Below are 21,340 nucleotides of genomic sequence, written 5' to 3' on the forward strand. Positions count from 1 at the left end.
CAAGTAAATCACCTGACTAATTGTATCTAAATATATTTTAAACAAAGGGGAGTTACCATTGAAGAAAATATTTGAAGTAGGAAATTTAAAATCCAATGGACATTATGCTTTAGCAACGATTCATCAAGATACCGTATATGTATCAGGCCAGTTTTCCATTGATCCTGAAACACGTGAGAAGAAATTTGGACGGATTGAAGAAGAAACATTACAAGCTCTAAAAAATGTAGAAAAGATATTAGAAGCAGCCGGAAGTAATAAAGAACAAATTCTGCGTATGACTCTGTATATACCAGATGTAAAATTATGGGATAAAGTGGATGCTGTTTATAGAAATTTTTTTGGTGAACATAAGCCAGCTCGTACCGTTGTACCAACGAATGAATTGCATTTTGGATTCAAAATTGAGATCGATGCGATTGCCTATATTTAATTCTATATTTTCTTGGTGTGATAATGATTAACGGGAAAGGATGGAAGAGATAATGGAGCAATATTGTTGCAATCATTGTGGAAAACTACATGACATTACCCCAACGATTTGGAGATGCGCGTGTGGCGGCGTTTTAGATTTAGTAAAAGAAGTACCTAAATTAGATATCACAGCTTGGAATAACTATCCCAATTCGATATGGCGTTATTTCGAAACCATGGCATTCGCAAAAGACTCAACAACTTGGGAAAAAGTAACCATGGGAGAGGGCCAAACACCTTTAGTTCTTCTAGATGAACAAGAACCGAATACATACGTTAAAGTGGATTATATGATGCCTACCCTATCCTTTAAGGATCGTGGGGCTGCTGTTTTAATGACAAAGGCGAAGGAACTAGCGGTATCCAAAGTGATCGCGGATAGCAGTGGGAATGCTGGTACCGCTATTGCAGCCTATGCAGCACGCTGCAACATTTCATGTGACATTTATCTAAGTAATGAAACTTCACCGAAAAAGATTGCTCAAATAGCAGCACACGGTGCAACTATTAAAAAAATTCATGGTACACGGGAAGACATTGCAGCCGAAGCCCAAAAAGCAGTTGATAACGAAAAAGTTTTTTATGCAAGCCATGTGTATAATCCCTATTTCTACGAAGGTACAAAAACATACGCTTATGAAATCTATGAGCAATTACAGGATGTGCCAGATACGTTAATAATCCCTGTTGGTAATGGTACACTCTTGCTTGGTACATATTATGGTTTTAAAGAGCTATTGGAAAATGAATTAATTAAAAAAATGCCAAAAATCGTTGCCATTCAAGCAGCCAACTGCGCGCCACTCGTGAAAGCTTATCAGCAGGGAAACGAATCAGCACAGCCAGTCACAAATAAAGGTACTTTGGCGGAAGGGATAGCGATTGCTGCACCCCCACGTTCTAAACAGATTTTAGAAGCTGTCCGAAAGACAAATGGGGAATTTATTGACATTGAAGAGGATGAAATTCTAAGTGCGCGAGCTCAGCTTAGCGAGAAAGGTTTTTATGTAGAAGTAACATCTGCAGCAAATTATGCTGGTTACATTAAATACAACAAAGCCCCAGAAGAGAGAATAATCATTCCCCTCTGTGGAGCAGGTATTAAATCAAAATAAAGATTTTCAGTCGGAGGATGCTGTGAACATTGAGATTGCTAAAATTAGCAAGGAAAAGGCTTGGGAATTAAGACATAAAGTTATGTGGCCAGACAAGCCCTTTGACTTTATAAAATTAGAAGATGATGATATAGGTATGCATTATGGGTTTTATAAAAATAAAAAACTAATTTCAGTGGTTTCCCTTTTTATTGATAATGGGGAAGGGCAGTTTCGTAAATTTGCTACACTGCAAACGGAACAAGGCAAAGGGTACGGAAGTGCATTGTTACACGATGTCATAAAGGAAGCAAAGCAATTAGGATTAAAGAGAATTTGGTGTAATGCAAGAAAGAATAAAGTGGATTTTTATAAGAAATTTGGCTTAAAAGAAACAGACGGCCATTTTACAAGAGGCGGTAAATCCTACATTATAATGGACTGTGACCTATAGTCCAGGATAACTAGCGGGGATTCTATACAGGAGTCTAAAGAGCAACTATTAAAAAAATAGATGGAAAAGGGCTAGCAGTTGTAAGCAAAGTATTTTATTATACAGGGGAGCCCGTAAGGCTACCCCTTTTTCAATTTCATTATTTATTTCGAATTACTAACAGATATTTACCATTAACAACAAGAAGTACAATGGCCATCAGAATAATAGAAAAGATTTGAGATTCTTCGCCACTCACTGAATAAACAGTAGCTAGTGAGATAGCAATAATTAGTGAAAGATTTAGTAAGCCTTGTGATTTATACAACCCATCTAAGATAACATGCTTTTCACCATCATCTGCAAGATCCAGTACAGATTGAGCGTAATCAGGGTCAGATTTACTTGGTATATTACGTTCTGGATATACATGTTGCATTAAACGCGTCATATAATGGATCAAGAAATAGGTAATAATAAGTAAGATCAAGGATGCAATCGTCAGGATTACGTTATGAGTTACAATAATACTTAAGCTAAGTGCAAGAATTGAAAGAACAAAACTGATATTTGCAAATAAAGAATAATCGGCAAACATCTTATATTTTCTATCTTCCACTTCATCCTCTTCCTCACCGCTAAAGTTTTGCTTGTTTAATAATTTAATCTTTTGGAACCGAAAGATACTCAATGCGGTTAGAATGATCGAAATAGCAATTAAGCCAAGCACAGTAACTTCTCCAGCAAAATGAACATCAGAAAAGCTCATTAGAACATACACGGAAAAGAAACCAGCAACCCCACTAATGAAAAACTGCAATATAAATTTCATCTAAAACTCCTCCTCTTCAAACCGGAATACATTTTCAACAGGTTCATTAAAAATACGTGCGATACGAACGGCGATCAGTAATGAAGGCATGTACTCTCCGCGTTCAATCAGGCTTATCGTCTGTCTAGAAACCTTCGCGAGCTTAGCAAGCTGCGTCTGATTATAGCCTTCACGGGCTCGAAGCTCCTTTAAACGACTTTTCAAATCCTATCACCTTCTATTATTTTTATCTAGTACAATTATATATAATAATAGTCATTTTGACAATCATATTTGTCAAAAATATAATAATTAATGTCATTAGATCTTATATATGAATACTATTGCGGAAAATATCCAACTTTATACAATGAATCGAACGAATAGGTGTGTAGTGGTAAATATATAAACTTTAACATTTCCGCGAAATCAAGCAAACTTTCTAACCCCAAAAAAGCAGCACCCGACCAACTGCCGAGTACTGCTTTTATTTTGTTAACTCAATCGATAAACCCTTGCCTCATATGGTCGAAGCTCTAACTCAAACCCGTCCGGAATATTCGCATAGTTTCCAAGCACAAGTTTAGAGTCCATTGCCAGGATTTCCTCAGGCAAGTTAAACGCAGCTCTTTTATCGAATAAATTCACAAGCACTAGCATTACTTCATCTGCCAGCGTGCGTGTATATGCATAGATCCTATTATGATTTTCTAGTAAAAGCTCGTAGCTTCCGTAAATAAATACTTCATTTTCGCTGCGTAATTTGATTAAGCTTTTATAGTATTGATAAACCGAATTTGGATCCTGAAGCTGATGCTCTACATTAATATCTAGGTAATTAGGATTTACTTTTAACCATGGATCACCAGTTGTAAAGCCTGCATTCTCTTCTCTGTTCCACTGCATCGGTGTACGAGCGTTATCGCGACCTGTTTTCCAAATCACCTTCATGATTTCCTCTACCGGTGTCCCTTCTGCGAGTTCATTGTGATAGAAATTTTTCGCATCTACATCGTCATAATCATCAATCGATGGATATGCAACATTGGTCATACCAAGCTCCTGCCCCTGATAAATGAATGGCGTGCCTTGCATAAGAAAATACATCGTTGCCAGCGCCTTAGCAGATTCAACTAAGTATTCCTTATCATTACCCCATGTCGAAACCGACCGCGGCTGGTCATGGTTTTCTAAGAATAATGCGTTCCAGCCATTCCCCTCCAAGCCAACCTGCCATTTTGTCAGCGTTTCCTTTAAGGCATGAATATCTAGTATGTTATTTGTTGCTTTGCCCCACAGGTCAAGATGCTCAAATTGGAATATCATATTAAACTTCCCGTTTTCTTCTCCAACCCAATCATCTGCCTGCTCCACCTTAACCCCGTTCGCTTCTCCGACTGTCATGATATCGTATTTATTGAATGTGTTCTCTTTTAGTTCCTGCAAAAAGTCCTGAATCCCGGGACGGTTCATATGCCCTTTGTAGGAAGGAACATATTTTTTCTTCTTTGGATTCGGCATATCCGGAAATCCAGGTGTCTTCTTAATGTGTGAAATTGCATCCACACGGAAACCATCGATTCCCTTATCCAGCCACCAATTGACCATCTTGTATAGCTCTTCGCGAACAACAGGATTCTCCCAATTCAAATCAGGCTGTTTTTCTGAGAAAACATGCATATAATATTCTTCAGTCAGCTCATCATATTTCCATGCAGATCCACCGAATATGGATTCCCAATTATTTGGTTCCTTTCCGTTTTTCCCGGGGTGCCAAATATAATAATCTCGATAGGCATTATCCTTTGATTTGCGTGATTCTATAAACCAAGGATGTTCGTCAGACGTATGGTTAATCACAAGGTCCATAATCAGCTTCATTCCACGGTCATGAACTTCATCTAAGAGTTGTTCAAAATCATCCATCGTACCATATTCCTCGAGAATATCCTGATAATCACTAATATCATAGCCATTATCATCATTTGGAGATTGATAAATTGGGGAAATCCAAATGACATCCACGCCTAATTCCTGTATGTAATCCAGTTTGGAAATGATACCCTGAATATCTCCAATCCCATCCCCATTCGAATCCATAAAGCTGCGCGGATAAATTTGATATGCAACGGTTTCTTTCCACCATCTCTTATTCATGAGAATCCCCCTTTACCTAATTAATTTTTCCATGTAACTTAAGATATTGCCTGTAAAAGGCTGAAAAGCACAAAAATGCAATTGCTGAGCCAGAGAAGAAAGGAATAAGTACTATAAAACGAGTGCTGATAATGGTGATAATGCCAGTAATGAACAACACTGCAATGGACAAGGCTGGGCTGCCTAAAGTGATTAAAAAAGCATTTTTCAATAGAGTTCGTAAGTTTAAGTCATAATGAACACTTACAGAAAAATAGTTAATGGTATAGATAAAAAGCAGCAGCCCAATAAAAACAATAACAAACATGATTAAAATATTATTCATGCTGAAATAATACAAATCTACATACCAGATCGTCCACATGACAGTGAATATAATTCCAGCGAGCATGCTATTTTTATAATTTTCTTTATAATAGTTCCAAAATCCTTTTATTAACCCCTTTTCCTCACGCTTTAACACCCAATCCCGTGTAGAGGCAAACATAGCCTGTGTTGCAGGGAAAAATAAAAGTGGCAGTAGAATAATTAGAAGTGGAATTAATAACAGTATATCTGCTGAACAATTTGCAAAAACAATACTTATAACAATGAAAGCAATCGGAACATTAAAGAGTATCCAGAGCAGATTAATCACAGAAAATCGCATAATCCACTCACTAACTGCATATATACCGCTCATAAAACTAGAATATTTCAATGTTGTATCCTCCTCAAGCTATCGATTGCTTTCATTGTACGCTTCATTTAGTTGTCCATTCAACTATTAATTTTAAGTTTAAGCCCACCACATATTGACTGGTGCTTCTTCGATGTTAACTGCTTTTAAGTTCTTCACCGCTTGTTTGAATCCTTCGTCAACTGACATAATTGGATCCTCATGTTCAATGCTGATCACATAATCATATCCATAGGTTCTCAGTGCGCTGACGATGTTGGTCCATTCTTGGATGCCGTGACCATAGCCAACAGAACGGAATGTCCAAGCACGTGATTGCACATTTCCATATGGCTGCATATCTGTTAAGCCATACATGTTTACATTATCTTGATCAATGTACGTATCTTTTGCATGAAAATGATGAATCGCATTTGCTTTTCCTAAAATTTTAATTGCAGCAACTGGATCAATTCCTTGCCACCAAAGATGACTTGGGTCAAGGTTAGCGCCGATTGCATCGTTTGTTGCTTCTCTCAGTTTAAGTAAAGTGTATGGTGTATGGACCAGAAATCCTGCGTGCAACTCCAGCCCTACCTTTACACCGTGGTCTTTGGCAAATTGTGCCTGCTCTTTCCAATAAGGTATTAGTTTCTTCTCCCATTGCCATTCCAAAACATCTGAGTATTCTGTTGGCCATGGTGTAACAGGCCAGTTTGGATATTTGGATTTTTCACTGGAACCTGGAACACCTGAGAAGGTATTGACTACAGGTACATTCATTAACTCTGCTAAACGCACTGTCTTTACAAATGCATCATGCGATTTTTCAGCATGCTGCTTATTCGGAGAAATCGGATTATCATGACAGCTGAAAGCACTAATCGTAAGGCCACGAGAATGAATTTTATCCAAGTATTCCTTCCGCTTCTCTTCACTTGCTAAGAGTGCATCCACATCACAAAAATCATTGCCAGGGTTTCCGCCTGTACCGATTTCCACTGCTTGTAAACCAGCATCTTTCACATAATCCAACATATCATCAAATGATTTCCCTTGAAATAATACAGTAAACACTCCTAATTTCATGTTTAATCCCCTCCTATAAAACATTCATTTACAGTAGCGATGCATAAATAGCGCAGCTAGGTTCTTATGCTGTTGCTCCTACTGAAAAAATCTTACTCTCCTAATCTCACACTCTTCCCTGTTTCACTGCTCTCATAAATGGCATCCATAATTCTCGTTACCTTCATTGCTTCCTCTGGTTTAACGACTAACTCTGCGTCACCAAGACAACTATCCACAAAGTTCTCAGCTTGCAATAATCCGAAATTTTTATCCTCTGTTACACTCGCTGTTGTCGTCATAAATGTTCCATGCTTTGGTTGATAAAATTCATACGGAAAAACGTTTAATCCAGCCTCAGTTCCAGAAATACTTAGGTGTGTATGATCTTCTTTGATATTCGCTGCCCAAGATGTTTCAAATAAGATGGAGCTTCCATCTTTAAACGTTATATAAGCAGTTACATGGTCATCCACTTCAAAACTCTTATGATCAAAGTTTCCCCAGTCGTTTATTTGTTCGGGACTTCTGCTAAGACGATTATAGGTTCTCCCAATTACTTCAACAGGTTCTGGACTATCTAAAAGCCAAAGTGCTAAATCAATTAAATGGCAGCCATAGTCTATTAAACTACCTCCACCCTGTAATTCTTTATTGGTAAATACACCCCAGCCTGGTACTTTACGTCTTCTGAGCGCCTGTATTCTTGTGACAAGTGGTTCGCCAATCTCTTGAACTGCTTGCTTGGCAAGCCTCGATTGGGGCATAAAGCGATAATGGTAAGCAATAGCAAGTTGTTTGTTTGCCTTTTGAGCAGCTTCCAGCATCACTTCACACTCTGAAGCATTCATTGCCATTGGTTTTTCACAAATGACATGGCAGCCTGCTTCTAAAGCTGCAACAGCGATTCTAGAGTGGAATTTATTAGGGGTACAGATTGTTACAGCATCAACTACCTCAAATAATGATTGATAGTCTTCAAATACAAAGGGAATATCGTATTTCTCGGCGACTTCTTTTGCCCGCTTTCCCCTGATATCTTGTACTGCAGTGATTTCTACCTTTTCCTGTAATGCGAGGTAAGAAGGGATATGCCTCCCCTCAGCGATTCCGCCTACCCCAATAATCCCCATTTTCAATTTTTTCATTTTCTTCACTTCTCTAACGTTTGTATAGTTTTTGATTCTACGGATTTAATGGCTCCTAATATAATGTCTAAAGCCTTCATTCCCTCTTCACCATTTATAAGTGGCTCTGTATCTTGTGAAATGGAATCAATAAAGTGGTCTATCACATGAGAAGTGGACTGACCGCCTTCTTCATTGGATTGAATCCCATCTAATTCATATTTCACAACATCCCCATTTGTGTATTGAACAACAAGCGAATATTTGGGGTCGTCTTCTAGTCGCAAGATCGCTTTTTCACCATAAATAACGGTGGAATTATCTTCTGCAGCTGTATACGCCCAGCTGGCTGCCAATGTACCAATAACGCCTTTTTCTGTTTTTAAAATAAAACAGGCATTATCATCTACATTTGCATCCTTGGCACTTGTTTCCACAAATGCACCAACCTCCGTTATTTCATCATTTAACACATAACGAATAAGGTCGGCTTTATGTACACCAAGGTCCCCCATTGCTCCAATAAATGCTTGATCTTTTTTAAAGAACCAGCTATCTTCGCCCTCTGCACTCCATCTCTCAGGCCCTCCATGACCGAATGTTGTACGAAAGCTGTATATCTTCCCAATTTCACCTTGGTCAATTAATGCTTTTGCCTTTTGATGTGAGGAGACAAAGCGCTGATTATGACCAATCATTAGCTTTCTATTATTTTCCTTTGCAGCCTGAATCATCGCTTCCGCTTCTTCTCTAGAAGTTGCCATCGGCTTTTCACAAAGCACATGACATCCTGCAGAGAGTGCAGCAATGGAGACTGGTGCATGCAAATAGTTTGGCAGACAAACACTAATTGCATCAATATTTTCCTTTGCTAGTAACTCTTTATAATCCGTATAGGCCTTTGCATCATATTCTTCAGCAATCTCTTTTACTCTTTCTGGTACAATGTCACAAACTGCAACAATCTCTACATTTGGGTTGCTAGCATATTCTGGTAAGTGACGATGCTTCGCAATACTTCCTGTCCCTATAACCGCTACTCGAATTCTCTCCATATTCCGTCTCCCCCTATTTATCTAAATTTTCTAGTGCAGGTTGATTTCCATAAACATGTGTCGGTGTGTTCGTATTATGTGCCCATTTTACACCATTTGTGATGACTCGTTGAATCTCTTCGTTGTGGTAGGTCGGATGGGTTTCATGACCAGGTCGGAAATAGAATATCTTTCCTCTTCCTCGTTTAAACGTTACTCCACTACGGAATACCTCTCCCCCCTGGAACCAGCTAACAAAGATAAGCTCATCTGGTGTCGGAATATCAAAATGTTCCCCATACATTTCCTCTTCCTCAAGCTCAATATATTGACCAAGCCCTTCGGTAATTGGGTGAGTAGGATCCACAACCCATAAGCGTTCTTTTTCACCCGCTTCACGCCATTTAAGATCACAGCCTGTTCCCATTAATTTTTTGAATACCTTCGAAAAATGTCCGGAATGCAGAACGACCAAGCCCATTCCATCTAAAACGCGTTGTTTCACTTTCTCTGCTATTTCGTCCTTTACATCTTCATGCGCCTTATGTCCCCACCATAGAAGCACATCCGTTTCTGAAAGAATCTCATCTGTTAGACCATGTTCCGGTTCGTCCAATGTCGCTGTCTTTACGTTTATTTGTTCTTCCTTTTCTAGGAATGCAGCAATGGTTCGATGAATTCCTTCTGGGTAGATGTCCGATACTACTTTATTTTCTTTTTCATGACGGTATTCGTTCCACACTAATACGTTCATTCTGATCACTCTCCTTTAATTTAAGGCAAACGTTTGCATTTTCCTCGAAAAAAAATATCCATTAATCTTCTTTTTTGTTATAGCCTGTAGAATCTCTCTCTTCTATAACAGTAGGTATAATGACACTTTTAGTAAACATATTTGTGTCTTGAATACTTTCAATGACACATTTTGCTGCTTCAAACCCTAACTGAAACGTTTGAATGTCAACTGATGTCATGGATGGATTAGATAATTGAGAAATAATGGTATTATTAAAGCTAATAATGCTAATATCCTTGGGCACGTTGTAATCTAATTCTCGTAGGGCACTCATAATAAGAATGGCATTTACGTCGGCAGATGAGATGATTGCCGTTGGTGGTTCGGGAATATTCATCATTTTTTCGATTACATTCCTTGTCTCCTCCACATTTTGGCTTAGATTTTGAACATATTCTTCTCGTATTACTAGATTATGTTCCTTCATTGCCTCATAATAGCCTGCGAGTCGATCCTGTACTACTTGATATTCAGGCTCATCTCCAATGAAACTAATCCGCTTATGACCTCTTTGAATAAGATACATGGCAGCTTCCTTCGCAGCACTTGTATTATCATTATCCACAAACATGATTCGACTTCTTTCTCCTTGAGGCTTTCCTATAACAACAAATGGAATATTACAATCCTGCAGGAATGGAACTACCTTGTCCTCTTTTTTTGAATACAATACGATAACTCCGTCAACCCGTTTCCCTTGTACCATGTTGACAACCTCTTGGTAAATGGCCTCTTCTGAATTTCCTGTTGTTAATAAGAGACTGTAATTCTGTTTATGACAATAAGAACTCATTCCTCTTAGTACTTCTGGAAAGAATGGATTGTGCAAGGATCTATTCGCCGAATGCTTCATGACAATACCAATCGTTTGCGTTGATTTTTGTACTAATACCCGAGCATTATGGTTCAAATGGTAATTCATTTCTTCCATTACTTTTCTAACTTTTTGCTTTGTTTTTTCACTGATTTTATCACTATCTGATATCACTCGGGATACCGTTGAGGGAGCAACATTCGCCCTTTTGGCAACATCCTTTATTGTTACTGACATCTCCATTCATTCCTTTGTCTTATACTTTTACTAATACTCTATTATACAGGAAAAATAATGCCGATATTACCTTAAAACCAATTGATCATTACTTAACAGCACCATCTGTTACACCTTTAATGATATGCTTTTGAGCAATGAAATAAACGATAATGACAGGTATGATGGCAATGGTTAAACCAGCTAAAGCCAGATGCCATTGCTTTGTATATTGACCAAAGAAGAAGAACATCCGTAATGGGATGGTTGCATTCTCTCCTCCTAATACAAGAGAAGGCAGTAAATAGTCATTCCAAATCCAAATCACATTTAAAATCATAACAGTTACGGAAATCGGTTTTAACATTGGAAATACAATCTTCCAAAAAATCTGCCATTTATTTGCCCCATCAATCGTAGCTGCTTCGTCCAAGGAAACAGGAATTCCTGCCATTGCTCCATGATATAGGAAAATGGATAAGCTAGTCCCAAATCCTAGATACATAAAGATTAACCCAGTTGGATTCAGCATATCCACTTGGCCAAACAATGAAATCAAAGGAATCATGACCGACTGGAAAGGGATCAGCATCGCAGCTACAAATACCATAAAGATTACGGCACTAAGCTTGCTCTTGTTTCTTGCTAAGGCATATCCAGCCATAGAAGAGAATAAAATGATGATTGCCACACTTGCAACCGTAATAAATAAAGAATTCATAAATGAATTCACGAAATTTAAGTCAATAAATGCCTGGCTAAAGTTTTCAAATGTCCATGTTTCTGGAAGCCCTAGTACATCTGAAAAGATCTCACTTTTTGTTTTAAACGCATTAACGAGCATTAAGTAAAATGGAGATAACCATAACAAAGCGATCAGGATACCGACAATTTCAATAATTAATTTATTTCTCCTTTTCTTCTTCATTATAAGTCTACCTCCCTCTTCTTATTATAATAAACTTGTGTCAGTGCGACTGCCGCGACAAGAATAAAGAAGATAACTGCCTTTGCTTGTGCATAAGCCATATCTGATTCACTAAAGGCTGTATTATAAATTTCCATGGCTACCATTTGTGTTGAATTGAATGGACCACCATTTGTTAATGCCAAGTTTTGGTCGTACAATTTAAAGGCATTTGATAATGTAAGGAATAAACTAATCGTAAAAGCTGGTGCAACCAATGGAAATTTCACATTCCAGAAACGTTGGATACTATTTGCTCCATCTATTTCTGCCGCCTCAAGCAGCTCCTCAGGCACACTTTCCAGGTAAGCAATATATATAATCATGATGTATCCCGCATATTGCCATACATTTAGAATAACTAGTCCCCAGAAGCCCGTTTCTGTTGTAGAGAGCCATCCCTGTAACGCTTCAATTCCTAATGCACTTCCAACAGCATCAAACGCACTAACGAAGATAAATTGCCAGATGAACCCTAAAATTAATCCTCCAATTAAGTTAGGCATAAAAAATACTGTTCTTAATATATTGCTAGATCTCATTCTTTGTGTTACTAACAATGCCAATCCTAAACCTATTACATTAACTAAAACGATAGACGCCACTGCAAATTTAATGGTAAACCAGATGGAATTAAGAAATTCTTTATCCTGAAATAGTTCTACATAATTTGCTAAACCTATAAACTCATTCGCACTTAATCCATTCCAATCGGTAAATGAAAAAACAAAACCATAAATGAATGGGACAAATACGACAAGAGCAAGGGCAAGTAAGGTTGGTGTCACAAAAAGCCAAAATGATACGCTCCTATTCCTCATTAAGAGCACCTCCACTCTATTTCTTGAAAACCTTCCGCTATAGCGGGCAGCCAACAAAATATACCTTCTATTTTGTTGGCTGCAATAGTCAACTCGTCAACTATTGTCTAGATTTCTCCCATTCTTGTTTAGCCGTATCCAGTACTTCTTGCCACTCAATGTCACCATTCAAATAGCGTTGCATGTTAACTCCTAGAACATCTTCATTCCAGCCAACTGGGGTTGCCATAAATGTCCAGCCAATTGTTTTACCTTCTTCTGAATAGCTATAAACAACCTGGGATAATGGATCTGAAATTTGTGCAGTATCATATCCTTCATAAGCAGGTATAAATTTAAAGTCATTTAATACCATTTCTTTTCCAGCATCAGACGTGTACATCCAATCCAGGAAGTCCTTTGCTGCTTGCTGAACTTCTTCACTGCTGTTCTTATTAACTACCCAGTATTGCGGAACGCCAACTGGCAGATGGCCTTCTAATCCTTCTACTGGCATCGGAATCATGCCAATATTGTTCTCTGCAAATTCTGGGTCCATTTGTTCAAGCGTTGGATAAATCCAGTTTCCTTGTTGTATGATTGCCACTTTACCTTGAGCAAATAGCTGTTCAACCTGTTGAGAGTAATCAAGACTAAGCACTGGCTGTACAGAATAGCTGCTTTGTAAATCTAGCATTCTCTTCATTTGGTCCCCATATTCGAAATTAATTGTTTCTGCCTCATAAGCAGCAGTGATATCGTTTTCAAATTCTGGTGCTATATAGGCATTTGCTAAGTGATTCCCCATAACCCATAATTCTTTTGCAGGTAAGGCAAAGACAGCTTCTAATCCTAAATCTTCTTTTTGACTATCTAATGTTGCTACTGCCTCTTCCAGTGCTTCGAATGTTGTTAATTCATCTGGGTTAATACCAGCCTGTTCCAGAATTGCTTTGTTATAAATTAATCCATAACCTTCTTGAGAATATGGTAAGCCTAATATCTGATCTCCTTCTGTCACACTATTAAGTGTTCCTTCTAAAGCTGCCTCTGCTGCAGCGGTATCTGATAAATCGGATAAGTAATCTCTATATTCTTCTATGTCTGTTGGACCGCCGACATTAAAGATATCTGGCTCGTCCCCAGATGACATTTGTGATTTTATTGAAGCTGCATAGTCATTTCCACCACCAACAGTTTGTACATTAATCGTCACATCTGGATTTTCCTCTTGATATTTTGCAACTAACTCTTCAAACTGCTCTTTAAACTCTACTTTAAATTGAAAAATATCAACCGTCACGCCATCCCCTGAATCTGAATCTCCTGAAGCATTGTCAGAAGAACTACACCCAGCTACTACTAACACAGCAGCTAAAACCATTGCTATAAAGACCTTCGACAAAAACTTTTTGTCCCCCATCATTTTCACTCCTAGTGTTTTATTTCCCCTAATTAATTGAAAACGATTACATATAATTCAAAAGGAAAACCTAGTTCTCGTTTTCTACATGAAACTATCAGAAGTTATCTTTGATGCAAACTTGCAAACTAGGGAAAACGTTTGCATTATTATATTATCACAACTTTTCTAAATGGGCAATATAATTTTCTAATAATTTTAATAGATAAACAAATAGAAATTTAATATAAAACAGCAATATAGTGAATACGTTTGCCTATAATAAACAAGATATTACCTTTTTTCAACTTGAAAGAAAAAGCCTTACTTTAACTAAGATGAAAAATAATCTTAGGTAAGTAAAGCTGACATTCTTCTTAGATATATATATAAATCTTTTAGTACCCATTTTTGATAGTTTTTCAACCTCCTTCGATTTAACATAAACCTCTCTAATTATTTTACAAAATTCTTCCTTTGGAACAAAAGGAACTACTTTTAAACCATTGCTTTCCTTCTCTTCATTTTGTAGTTAATTTTTTTATGGCTTCACGTCTTGAAGTTCTTCTAAATGCAAAAAAGACCAACCTTCCAAACTATTGCGGAAGATTGATTTTTATTTATCCACTATTCATCGGTTACCCTTTAATTCCCCCGGCTGTCAATCCAGTTACAAAGTAGCGCTGCAATAATAAAAATAAAATCGAAATTGGAACGGCAATTAATACTGCACCTGCAGCAAATAATGTAAACTCATTCCCAAATTGCTTGGCAACCATTTGATACAGTCCGACTGCTAGTGTAAATTTCTCCTCAGAACGAAGCAGAATACGCGCTAAAATAAAATCAGCAAATGGAACAATAAATGTGAATAAGGCTACCACTGCAATGATTGGTTTCGATAACGGCATGATTATTTGAAAAAATATCCGTAGATGGCCTGCACCATCCATTCTTGCCGATTCGTCTAAATCCCTTGGAATGGTATCAAGATAACCCTTCATCAAGTAAGTGTTCATTGGTATCGCACCACCGCTATAGAGTAAAATTAAACCTAAATGTGTATCAAGAAGCTTGGTTAGTGACGCAAGTACAAAGATGGCAATGAGTGCTGCAAAGTTAGGTATCATCTGTAAAATAAGAAAGGTCATCAGTCCATTTTTCCGACCAATAAAACGATATCGTGAGAAGGAATAAGCCGTTAAGCTAACGAGAAGGACGGACAAGACCATGGTAATGATACAAATCTTTAACGTATTCCAATACCATAATAAATAATCGCTTTCCTTTGGGTTAAACAATTCCTGATAATGCTTGATTGTTGCATTTTCCGGAATTATGGATGAGCCTGACAGGCTATTGCCTGGATTAAAGGAGGAACCAACAATCCAAAAGATCGGATAAAGAATGATTATGATCATCAGTAAGATAACGATATATGACAACAGTAAACGTATTGCTTTTTGTTTTTTCTGATTCATTTACATCATATCCTCTTCTTGGAATGATTTCGTTCTTCTAAACTGCCAAAGTGCAATCGAGATGACAATAAAGGATAATATCATTGTAATTGCCGCCGCTTTGCCATACTGAGCAGAATTCATCGTTAGAGAATAAATCCATGATATTAAAATATCCGTTCCACCTGCACTTTGCCCGGTCATCGCTGGACCACCACCATTAAATAAGAAGATGACATTAAAATTATTAAAGTTAAATGTATACTGTGTAATCAGAATTGGTGCCGTTGCAAATAGGATAAGCGGCAGGGTAATGCTTTTAAATTTTTGAAAAATAGAAGCCCCATCTACTTCAGCAGCCTCATATAATTCATTAGGAATGGATTGCAATACCCCAGTTGTCATCGCAAAAATAAACGGGAAACCCAGCCATGTCTGAATAAAGATTAAAGCTACTCGAGTAAACATAGCATCAGTCATCCAAGGTACACCAGCAATCCCAAAAAAACCTAGAATATCTCGATTAATCGCTCCGAACGATTCATTAAACATCCCGGCAAATACAAGAATCGATACAAAGGCTGGAACCGCCCACGGTAAAATAAAGATCGTACGAATGATTTTCTTAAACCGAATTTCTTGCTGATTCATAATAACAGCGAGAATAATCCCTAAAGCTGTTTGAAAGGTTGTCGCAGCAAGTGTCCAAACGACAGTCCAAGCAAGTACACTAAAAAGCGTATCACGCCAGATTGGGATATTAAAAATATCGATAAAGTTTTGAACTCCAACCCATTCTACTAGATTCGCTGGTGGAGAATGATAGAGATCATAATTTGTAAAAGCTAACAAAATGACAAATAGAATAGGAAACATCACAACAAACAGCATTAATAAAAATCCCGGTGACATCATTAAATATGGGAACCCTATATCAATCAGATTATGATATTGCTCTCGCAGCCCATTAACTTTCTTCTGATTATCGCGTTTTACTCCCACTTTATACGCATCATAAAGATTCCAAGCATAAATCCCGATAAGCAACAGCGTGATCATGACGGTAAGAATTCCTTCCGCCAATAGAAAAATAGAGTGGTCATATTGAACGTCCGTGCCTAACGTAAACAAACCCCAAAACCCGTAACGAAGCAAATCCTGAAATACGATAAAAAAGGCAATAACTAGAGTAAATAACAGCAGACCTTTGACAGCTTGACGATTATACAGTTGGCCAAGTCCAGGGATAATGGATAGAACAAGTGCAGTAGTACTTTTCTTTCTTTTTTTCACTGATGCTAATGGCTTCAATATTCTCCCCTCCTAAAAGCCTTCGATTCAGATGAAGCAGTACCTCAACGGACGAGGTACTGCTTCTGTTTTAGTTCCCGGAATGATTTAATTCGATTTGGCTGGAAATAGTAGAGTGTGCTTCCTCTAATGCTTCTTGTGGTTCAGAATCACCAGTAGCAATTAGCTGCAGAGCCTGTGCCATTGGCTCCCAAACCTCCGCCATTTCTGGAATATTAGGCATTGGAATCGCACGCTCTGATTGAATTGCTACAGCTTGAGCTCCCTCATCCTCCGCTATAATCGGATCATCAATTAATGTTTTCACTGGAGGAATTTCCTTGGTTTCTTCAAAACGAATTTTTGCATTTTCTTCATTGGCAATCCATTCTACTAGGATTGTCGCCCATTCCTTATTCTGAGAGAAGTTGGAAACATGCCAGCCTTTTACTCCCATAAAAGTAATTGGATATTCCCCATTTGGAAGGGTTGGAAGTGGTGTAACACCGTAATCCATTCCTATTTCATTCAATCCTTGGAATGCCCATGGACCATCCATTACTGATGCAACTTTTCCTTCCTGGAATAAGCCATCCTTCGCTGATCCACCGCTTTCGCCAATAATACCGGATGGAAATATTTCTTCATACCATTGCTGGATATATGCAGCACCTTCAACAGCGCCCTCATTATTTACTCCTATATCCTGTGAATCCTGTACACCATCTTCTCCACCAAATACATATCCACCATGTCCTTGCATTATCGAATTTCCAAAATAGAAATTATCCCATAACGCTAAGAAACCATACTGATCTGTTCCAGCCATCTCCTTTGAAAACTTGAATAGCTCATCAAATGTCGCCACAGGCTCAGGCATTAACTCCTTATTATAAATAAAAACTGGAGTTTCCGTTGCTTTTGGCAATCCATAAAGCTTTCCATCATAGGTTTGCGCAGCAATAGAAGATTCCGTATAAATACCAGTAACTGTTTCTTCCACCTCTAACGGTGCAATTAAGCCTTCAATAACCACCTGTCCAATTTGATCATGGGGCAATGTTACTACATCTGGTCCTTGGCCAGTAGGTCCATCTAGCCTTAACTGTTCCCGAATTTCAGTTGCCATATCCATTTCCCGATATTCGACTGGAATTCCAAATTCTTCTTCAAAGCTAGCAATCGCAGCATCTAAGCCTATTCCCTTATCCTTATCCTCCCAGACAACGAGTTTCTCTGGTTTATCTGCTTCTGTAACTTCTTCCTTTTTCTCTGTCTCGTTCGTTTCTGTCTCTTCCGTTGTATCTGTCTCTGGTTCCTCCGCAGTTGCTGACTCCTCTCTCTCTGGTGCACAAGCTGCCAGCACCCCGATGACCAACATAGCAATGGTTAACAATAGCCAATTCTTCATGCTTTCCCCTCCTAACTAATATTTGAAATCGTTTGCATAATTCCCTTTAAAAATGATCGATTCCTTTTGTTCTTAAAGAGTATGTAAGGTTATATATTGTACTAGTATTAGCTTATTTACATTGATATCAATTTATTACTCTACTTTTCACAAAACTTATCATAACTATGATATAGAAAGGAAGAATAAAAATGTTAAAGGAAGCAATATTTCATAGACCGAAGAACAACTTTGCATATGCCTATAATAAAGATACGCTTCATATTATGATCCAAACGAAGAAAGATGATGTGAAAAAAGTGGAGCTGATCTATGGAGATCCATACGAATGGGAGAATGGGAAATGGCTTACTGAGTCAATAGTTATGGAAAAAAAGGCATCCACTTCAAGCTATGATTTTTGGAAAGGATCTGTAAAGCCCCCCTTTCATCGTTTACGTTATGCTTTTCGCTGCTCCGACAAAAAGGAGACAGTTATTCTTACCGAACTTGGCTTTTATCAGGAACTTCCACAGGATATTGCGAACTACTTCTGTTTTCCATATATCCACGAGATAGATGTTTTTAATGCACCAGACTGGGTGAAGAATACGGTTTGGTATCAAATTTTTCCTGAACGCTTTGCGAATGGGGACTCCGCATTGAATCCAGTAAACACGCTACCTTGGGGAAGTGCAGAGCCTTCTCCAGGCAATTTCTTTGGTGGAGACTTTCAAGGTATACTAAACAACCTTGATTATTTAGTAGATTTAGGGATAAATGGCATCTACTTTACTCCAATTTTTAAGGCTTCTTCTAACCATAAATATGATACGATTGATTATTTAGAAATAGACCCGCAATTTGGAGATAAAGTCATATTTAGGAAGTTGGTTCGGGAATGTCATAGGCGCGGCATACGAGTCATGCTAGATGCTGTATTCAATCATAGCGGTTATCACTTTGCTCCATTTCAGGATGTATTAGAAAAACAAGAGAAATCCAAGTATAAAGATTGGTTCCATGCCTGGAATTTCCCCATTGTTCATAAGCCAAAACCCAATTATGATACATTCGGTTTTGTCCACACGATGCCAAAGTTAAATACAAAAAACCCTGAGGTTAAAGCCTATTTACTTAAGGTCGCAAAATATTGGGTAGAGGAATTTGATATTGACGGCTGGCGCTTGGACGTAGCTAACGAAGTGGATCATACATTTTGGAGGGAGTTTCGCAAGGTAGTTAAAAGTGTAAAGTCTGATGTGTACATATTAGGTGAAGTGTGGCATGATTCGATGCCATGGCTAAAAGGTGACCAATTTGATGCCGTCATGAACTACCCATTTACAAAAGCAGCCATAGATTTTTTCGCCAAGCAATCCATTGGTACACAGAAGTTTGCAGAGTCTATAACCAGCCTTCTTTATATGTATCCTGAAAATATAAATGAGGTATCTTTTAATCTTTTGGGCAGTCATGATACAGCAAGGATTTTAACAACAGCTAACGGAGATAAAAGAAAAATAAGGATGCTTTTTCTATTTCAGCTTTCTTTCATCGGAACACCTTGTATTTATTATGGTGATGAAATCGGAATGACGGGTGATAATGATCCGGGTTGCCGCGGGTGTATGGTTTGGGATAGGGAAAAGCAAGATACTGAATTATATTTCTTTATAAAACAACTGATTGCTCTGCGTAGAACAGATGAGTTGTTTGGTAACCAGGCTGATTTCCGTTTCCTTGACATCAATGAAAAAGGCTGCATTATCTATGAGAAAAGATTAGTTAATAGAAGATTAATCTTTATTTTAAATAATAGTGATAGTATTCTTCGCATACCGACCAATAAGCTGAACTTTAATAATTCCAGAATAATAGAGTGGATATTTTCAAAGGGAGAAAAACTGCAAAAAGAAGAAAAGAAGGTTCGTAAAGGAACCAAGATGAAAGTACCCGATTTAAGTTTTCGGATTTTTGAAGAAACGATGCAATGATTAGAGCATTAGCTATCATTAACGAAAGGCAACATCTTCATCATAAAGCAATACTAGAAGAATGATACTTCAAGAGCAAAATTCCTCCTTTTTAGTAAAATTTCATATAGTGGGGATTTATTTATCCCCACCTAGTTGTTTGCTCGACATGAATCCCATGTTGGAATTATAGAAATTGTGAATATTAGCGAATTTCTTGTATACTTTAGCAAAGAGCCATAACAAGTGCCATGCTGCTTTCTTTATTCAATTTCCACTACTGCTTTAAACACAGGCTTCTCAGTATTTTCATTAATCCCTTCTATATATAATCGTTTTTCTTCGATCATTGATGTATCTTTATGTAAAATGATTGTCTCCCCAGGTAGTACTTCATTAACAAAGTTAACCTCCAAACGTTTCGGGCTAGACTTCATATGGTCCTCGATCGGGAAACAGTCCATCATGAAATCAATATATTTAGAATTATTAAGGTGCCCATTAAAATCGACATCGCTATAACCTATGACACGCTCATAGGATTTCTCTAATTGTCCATTCTTCTTCAGTTTGCCTAATTTACAATGGATCGCTCTTTCTTCAATAATCGTCGGGTACTTTAGAGCAATAGAATCGCTTCGCATAAGCTTCCTTTCTACCCTATCCATAATGACCCAAGCAGACACGGCTCTAATAATCGTATTTCCATCGTTATCTTTGACCAAATAATCACGTTCAAATTCCAAGCGTTTTGGTTCAAGTGGCCATGTTTCGATAACAATTTCCTCATCCCACTTAGGTAATCTTAAAATGTCTACTCGAATTCGCATGAGAATCCAGGCAATTCCAGAGTCCTCCAACACATCTATTCCCGCCCCTAAATTAGATGCAGCATCACTTGCTGCATCTTGAAAATAACTAAAAAGCGTACTTAATTTTAGTTTCTTTTTAAAATCTACATCACTTAAATCCACATGGTATTTCTTTGCAAATAATGTTACTGGTTCCATTAGTTCAACCTCGATTCTTTTCATGACTAGTACTTATATTGTATCAAATCTATTCTCCAAAAACTTTTACACCAATCAAAATGCTGTAAATTGTTTTTTTGTAAAAGGAGACTTGCATTAGTGTAACTAGTAGTTAAGCGTATTTGATTTTTACTAGCTGTTAACCATCACTTATCATTCTGGTTTCTCAAATTCTGTAATAGTGGTGATACTACAGAACAAGTAAATCGTTTTGAAAGTGTCAACAAGTTGGGAATAGGATTATGTAATACTCGGAAACCTCTAATTCCAAACTAATCAGCAAGTTTTTTACATGATCCAGCTGGCGCAAAAGAGAAAAAAACCGAGATGCTATTCCACATC

The 21,340-nt window shown here is 37.7% G+C and carries 20 protein-coding genes; 4 read left to right on the forward strand and 16 right to left on the reverse strand.

What is annotated here, in order from left to right; translation table 11 throughout:
• Positions 1–58 precede the first annotated feature (58 nt).
• Genes D8M04_RS05670 through D8M04_RS05680 form a run of 3 tightly spaced genes read left to right on the forward strand, consistent with a single transcriptional unit; the run spans position 59 to position 2,022 of the window.
• Entirely contained in the window at positions 59–433 is a 375-nt protein-coding gene (locus D8M04_RS05670; RefSeq protein ID WP_121521945.1) for a RidA family protein, read from the forward strand.
• Positions 434–485: 52 nt separating this feature from the next.
• Positions 486–1,589 carry a threonine synthase gene (locus D8M04_RS05675; protein ID WP_121521946.1) on the forward strand — a complete coding sequence of 368 codons (1,104 nt, stop codon included), beginning with the start codon at positions 486–488 and terminating at the stop codon, positions 1,587–1,589.
• 28 nt (positions 1,590–1,617) lie between these two features.
• Positions 1,618–2,022, forward strand: coding sequence for a GNAT family N-acetyltransferase (locus D8M04_RS05680; RefSeq protein ID WP_121522376.1), 405 nt, complete (start codon positions 1,618–1,620; stop codon positions 2,020–2,022).
• 139 nt (positions 2,023–2,161) lie between these two features.
• Here D8M04_RS05680 and D8M04_RS05685 read toward each other — a convergent pair whose 3' ends face one another.
• The 15 genes from D8M04_RS05685 to D8M04_RS05755 form a co-directional block, all read right to left on the reverse strand.
• Complete coding sequence (locus D8M04_RS05685) at positions 2,162–2,833, reverse strand: DUF3169 family protein (protein ID WP_121521947.1); 672 nt, start codon at positions 2,831–2,833, stop codon at positions 2,162–2,164.
• Positions 2,834–3,037 carry a helix-turn-helix transcriptional regulator gene (locus D8M04_RS05690; protein ID WP_121521948.1) on the reverse strand — a complete coding sequence of 68 codons (204 nt, stop codon included), beginning with the start codon at positions 3,035–3,037 and terminating at the stop codon, positions 2,834–2,836.
• Positions 3,038–3,307: 270 nt separating this feature from the next.
• Entirely contained in the window at positions 3,308–4,969 is a 1,662-nt protein-coding gene (locus tag D8M04_RS05695) for a glycoside hydrolase family 13 protein (protein ID WP_121521949.1), read from the reverse strand.
• A gap of 16 nt (positions 4,970–4,985) precedes the next feature.
• Entirely contained in the window at positions 4,986–5,669 is a 684-nt protein-coding gene (locus D8M04_RS05700) for a YesL family protein (protein ID WP_246001128.1), read from the reverse strand.
• A gap of 78 nt (positions 5,670–5,747) precedes the next feature.
• A complete protein-coding gene (locus tag D8M04_RS05705) occupies positions 5,748–6,716 on the reverse strand; it encodes a sugar phosphate isomerase/epimerase family protein (protein WP_121521950.1) in 969 nt (322 codons plus the stop codon).
• A 92-nt stretch (positions 6,717–6,808) separates the two neighbouring features.
• Entirely contained in the window at positions 6,809–7,843 is a 1,035-nt protein-coding gene (locus tag D8M04_RS05710; RefSeq protein WP_187695410.1) for a Gfo/Idh/MocA family protein, read from the reverse strand.
• 5 nt (positions 7,844–7,848) lie between these two features.
• On the reverse strand, positions 7,849–8,877 hold the full coding sequence (locus tag D8M04_RS05715; protein WP_121521952.1) for a Gfo/Idh/MocA family protein: 1,029 nt from the start codon (positions 8,875–8,877) through the stop codon (positions 7,849–7,851).
• Between the two features lie 13 nt (positions 8,878–8,890).
• Positions 8,891–9,610: a ThuA domain-containing protein gene (locus D8M04_RS05720; RefSeq protein ID WP_121521953.1), complete on the reverse strand. Its 720-nt coding sequence runs from the start codon at positions 9,608–9,610 to the stop codon at positions 8,891–8,893.
• 61 nt (positions 9,611–9,671) lie between these two features.
• Entirely contained in the window at positions 9,672–10,703 is a 1,032-nt protein-coding gene (locus D8M04_RS05725) for a LacI family DNA-binding transcriptional regulator (RefSeq protein ID WP_121521954.1), read from the reverse strand.
• Between the two features lie 88 nt (positions 10,704–10,791).
• The gene (locus D8M04_RS05730; RefSeq protein WP_121521955.1) at positions 10,792–11,610 is read right to left on the reverse strand and encodes a carbohydrate ABC transporter permease; all 819 of its coding nucleotides are present in this window, start codon (positions 11,608–11,610) and stop codon (positions 10,792–10,794) included.
• Complete coding sequence (locus D8M04_RS05735; RefSeq protein WP_121521956.1) at positions 11,610–12,470, reverse strand: carbohydrate ABC transporter permease; 861 nt, start codon at positions 12,468–12,470, stop codon at positions 11,610–11,612. The genes D8M04_RS05730 and D8M04_RS05735 overlap by 1 nt, the downstream gene beginning before the upstream one ends.
• Positions 12,471–12,570: 100 nt before the next feature.
• Positions 12,571–13,875 (reverse strand): ABC transporter substrate-binding protein, encoded by a 1,305-nt coding sequence (locus D8M04_RS05740; protein WP_121521957.1) that lies wholly within the window; start codon positions 13,873–13,875, stop codon positions 12,571–12,573.
• A gap of 614 nt (positions 13,876–14,489) precedes the next feature.
• Positions 14,490–15,332, reverse strand: coding sequence for a sugar ABC transporter permease (locus D8M04_RS20140; RefSeq protein ID WP_121521958.1), 843 nt, complete (start codon positions 15,330–15,332; stop codon positions 14,490–14,492).
• A complete protein-coding gene (locus D8M04_RS20145; RefSeq protein ID WP_246001129.1) occupies positions 15,333–16,622 on the reverse strand; it encodes a carbohydrate ABC transporter permease in 1,290 nt (429 codons plus the stop codon).
• 70 nt (positions 16,623–16,692) lie between these two features.
• The gene (locus D8M04_RS05755) at positions 16,693–18,012 is read right to left on the reverse strand and encodes an extracellular solute-binding protein (protein ID WP_121521959.1); all 1,320 of its coding nucleotides are present in this window, start codon (positions 18,010–18,012) and stop codon (positions 16,693–16,695) included.
• Between the two features lie 191 nt (positions 18,013–18,203).
• On the opposite strand from D8M04_RS05755, the gene D8M04_RS05760 reads away from it, so the two are divergent.
• Positions 18,204–19,988 carry a glycoside hydrolase family 13 protein gene (locus tag D8M04_RS05760; protein ID WP_121521960.1) on the forward strand — a complete coding sequence of 595 codons (1,785 nt, stop codon included), beginning with the start codon at positions 18,204–18,206 and terminating at the stop codon, positions 19,986–19,988.
• A gap of 242 nt (positions 19,989–20,230) precedes the next feature.
• Here the strand turns inward: D8M04_RS05760 and D8M04_RS05765 are convergent, their stop codons facing one another.
• Complete coding sequence (locus D8M04_RS05765) at positions 20,231–21,001, reverse strand: acyl-[acyl-carrier-protein] thioesterase (protein WP_246001130.1); 771 nt, start codon at positions 20,999–21,001, stop codon at positions 20,231–20,233.
• Between the last annotated feature and the right edge of the window lie 339 nt (positions 21,002–21,340).

This window comes from Oceanobacillus piezotolerans, from assembly GCF_003665065.1.
GTDB lineage: Bacteria > Bacillota > Bacilli > Bacillales > Amphibacillaceae > Oceanobacillus > Oceanobacillus piezotolerans.

What these genes read in the sequence shown, in the direction of transcription:
- D8M04_RS05675 (WP_121521946.1), top strand. Translation starts at nt 486, where the DNA reads ATGGAGCAATATTGTTGCAATCATTGTGGAAAACTACATGACATTACC.
- D8M04_RS05685 (WP_121521947.1), bottom strand. Translation starts at nt 2,833, where the DNA reads ATGAAATTTATATTGCAGTTTTTCATTAGTGGGGTTGCTGGTTTCTTT.
- D8M04_RS05695 (WP_121521949.1), bottom strand. Translation starts at nt 4,969, where the DNA reads ATGAATAAGAGATGGTGGAAAGAAACCGTTGCATATCAAATTTATCCG.
- D8M04_RS05705 (WP_121521950.1), bottom strand. Translation starts at nt 6,716, where the DNA reads ATGAAATTAGGAGTGTTTACTGTATTATTTCAAGGGAAATCATTTGAT.
- D8M04_RS05710 (WP_187695410.1), bottom strand. Translation starts at nt 7,843, where the DNA reads ATGAAAAAATTGAAAATGGGGATTATTGGGGTAGGCGGAATCGCTGAG.
- D8M04_RS05715 (WP_121521952.1), bottom strand. Translation starts at nt 8,877, where the DNA reads ATGGAGAGAATTCGAGTAGCGGTTATAGGGACAGGAAGTATTGCGAAG.
- D8M04_RS05720 (WP_121521953.1), bottom strand. Translation starts at nt 9,610, where the DNA reads ATGAACGTATTAGTGTGGAACGAATACCGTCATGAAAAAGAAAATAAA.
- D8M04_RS05725 (WP_121521954.1), bottom strand. Translation starts at nt 10,703, where the DNA reads ATGTCAGTAACAATAAAGGATGTTGCCAAAAGGGCGAATGTTGCTCCC.
- D8M04_RS05730 (WP_121521955.1), bottom strand. Translation starts at nt 11,610, where the DNA reads ATGAAGAAGAAAAGGAGAAATAAATTAATTATTGAAATTGTCGGTATC.
- D8M04_RS05735 (WP_121521956.1), bottom strand. Translation starts at nt 12,470, where the DNA reads ATGAGGAATAGGAGCGTATCATTTTGGCTTTTTGTGACACCAACCTTA.
- D8M04_RS05740 (WP_121521957.1), bottom strand. Translation starts at nt 13,875, where the DNA reads ATGATGGGGGACAAAAAGTTTTTGTCGAAGGTCTTTATAGCAATGGTT.
- D8M04_RS20140 (WP_121521958.1), bottom strand. Translation starts at nt 15,332, where the DNA reads ATGAATCAGAAAAAACAAAAAGCAATACGTTTACTGTTGTCATATATC.
- D8M04_RS05755 (WP_121521959.1), bottom strand. Translation starts at nt 18,012, where the DNA reads ATGAAGAATTGGCTATTGTTAACCATTGCTATGTTGGTCATCGGGGTG.
- D8M04_RS05760 (WP_121521960.1), top strand. Translation starts at nt 18,204, where the DNA reads ATGTTAAAGGAAGCAATATTTCATAGACCGAAGAACAACTTTGCATAT.
- D8M04_RS05765 (WP_246001130.1), bottom strand. Translation starts at nt 21,001, where the DNA reads ATGAAAAGAATCGAGGTTGAACTAATGGAACCAGTAACATTATTTGCA.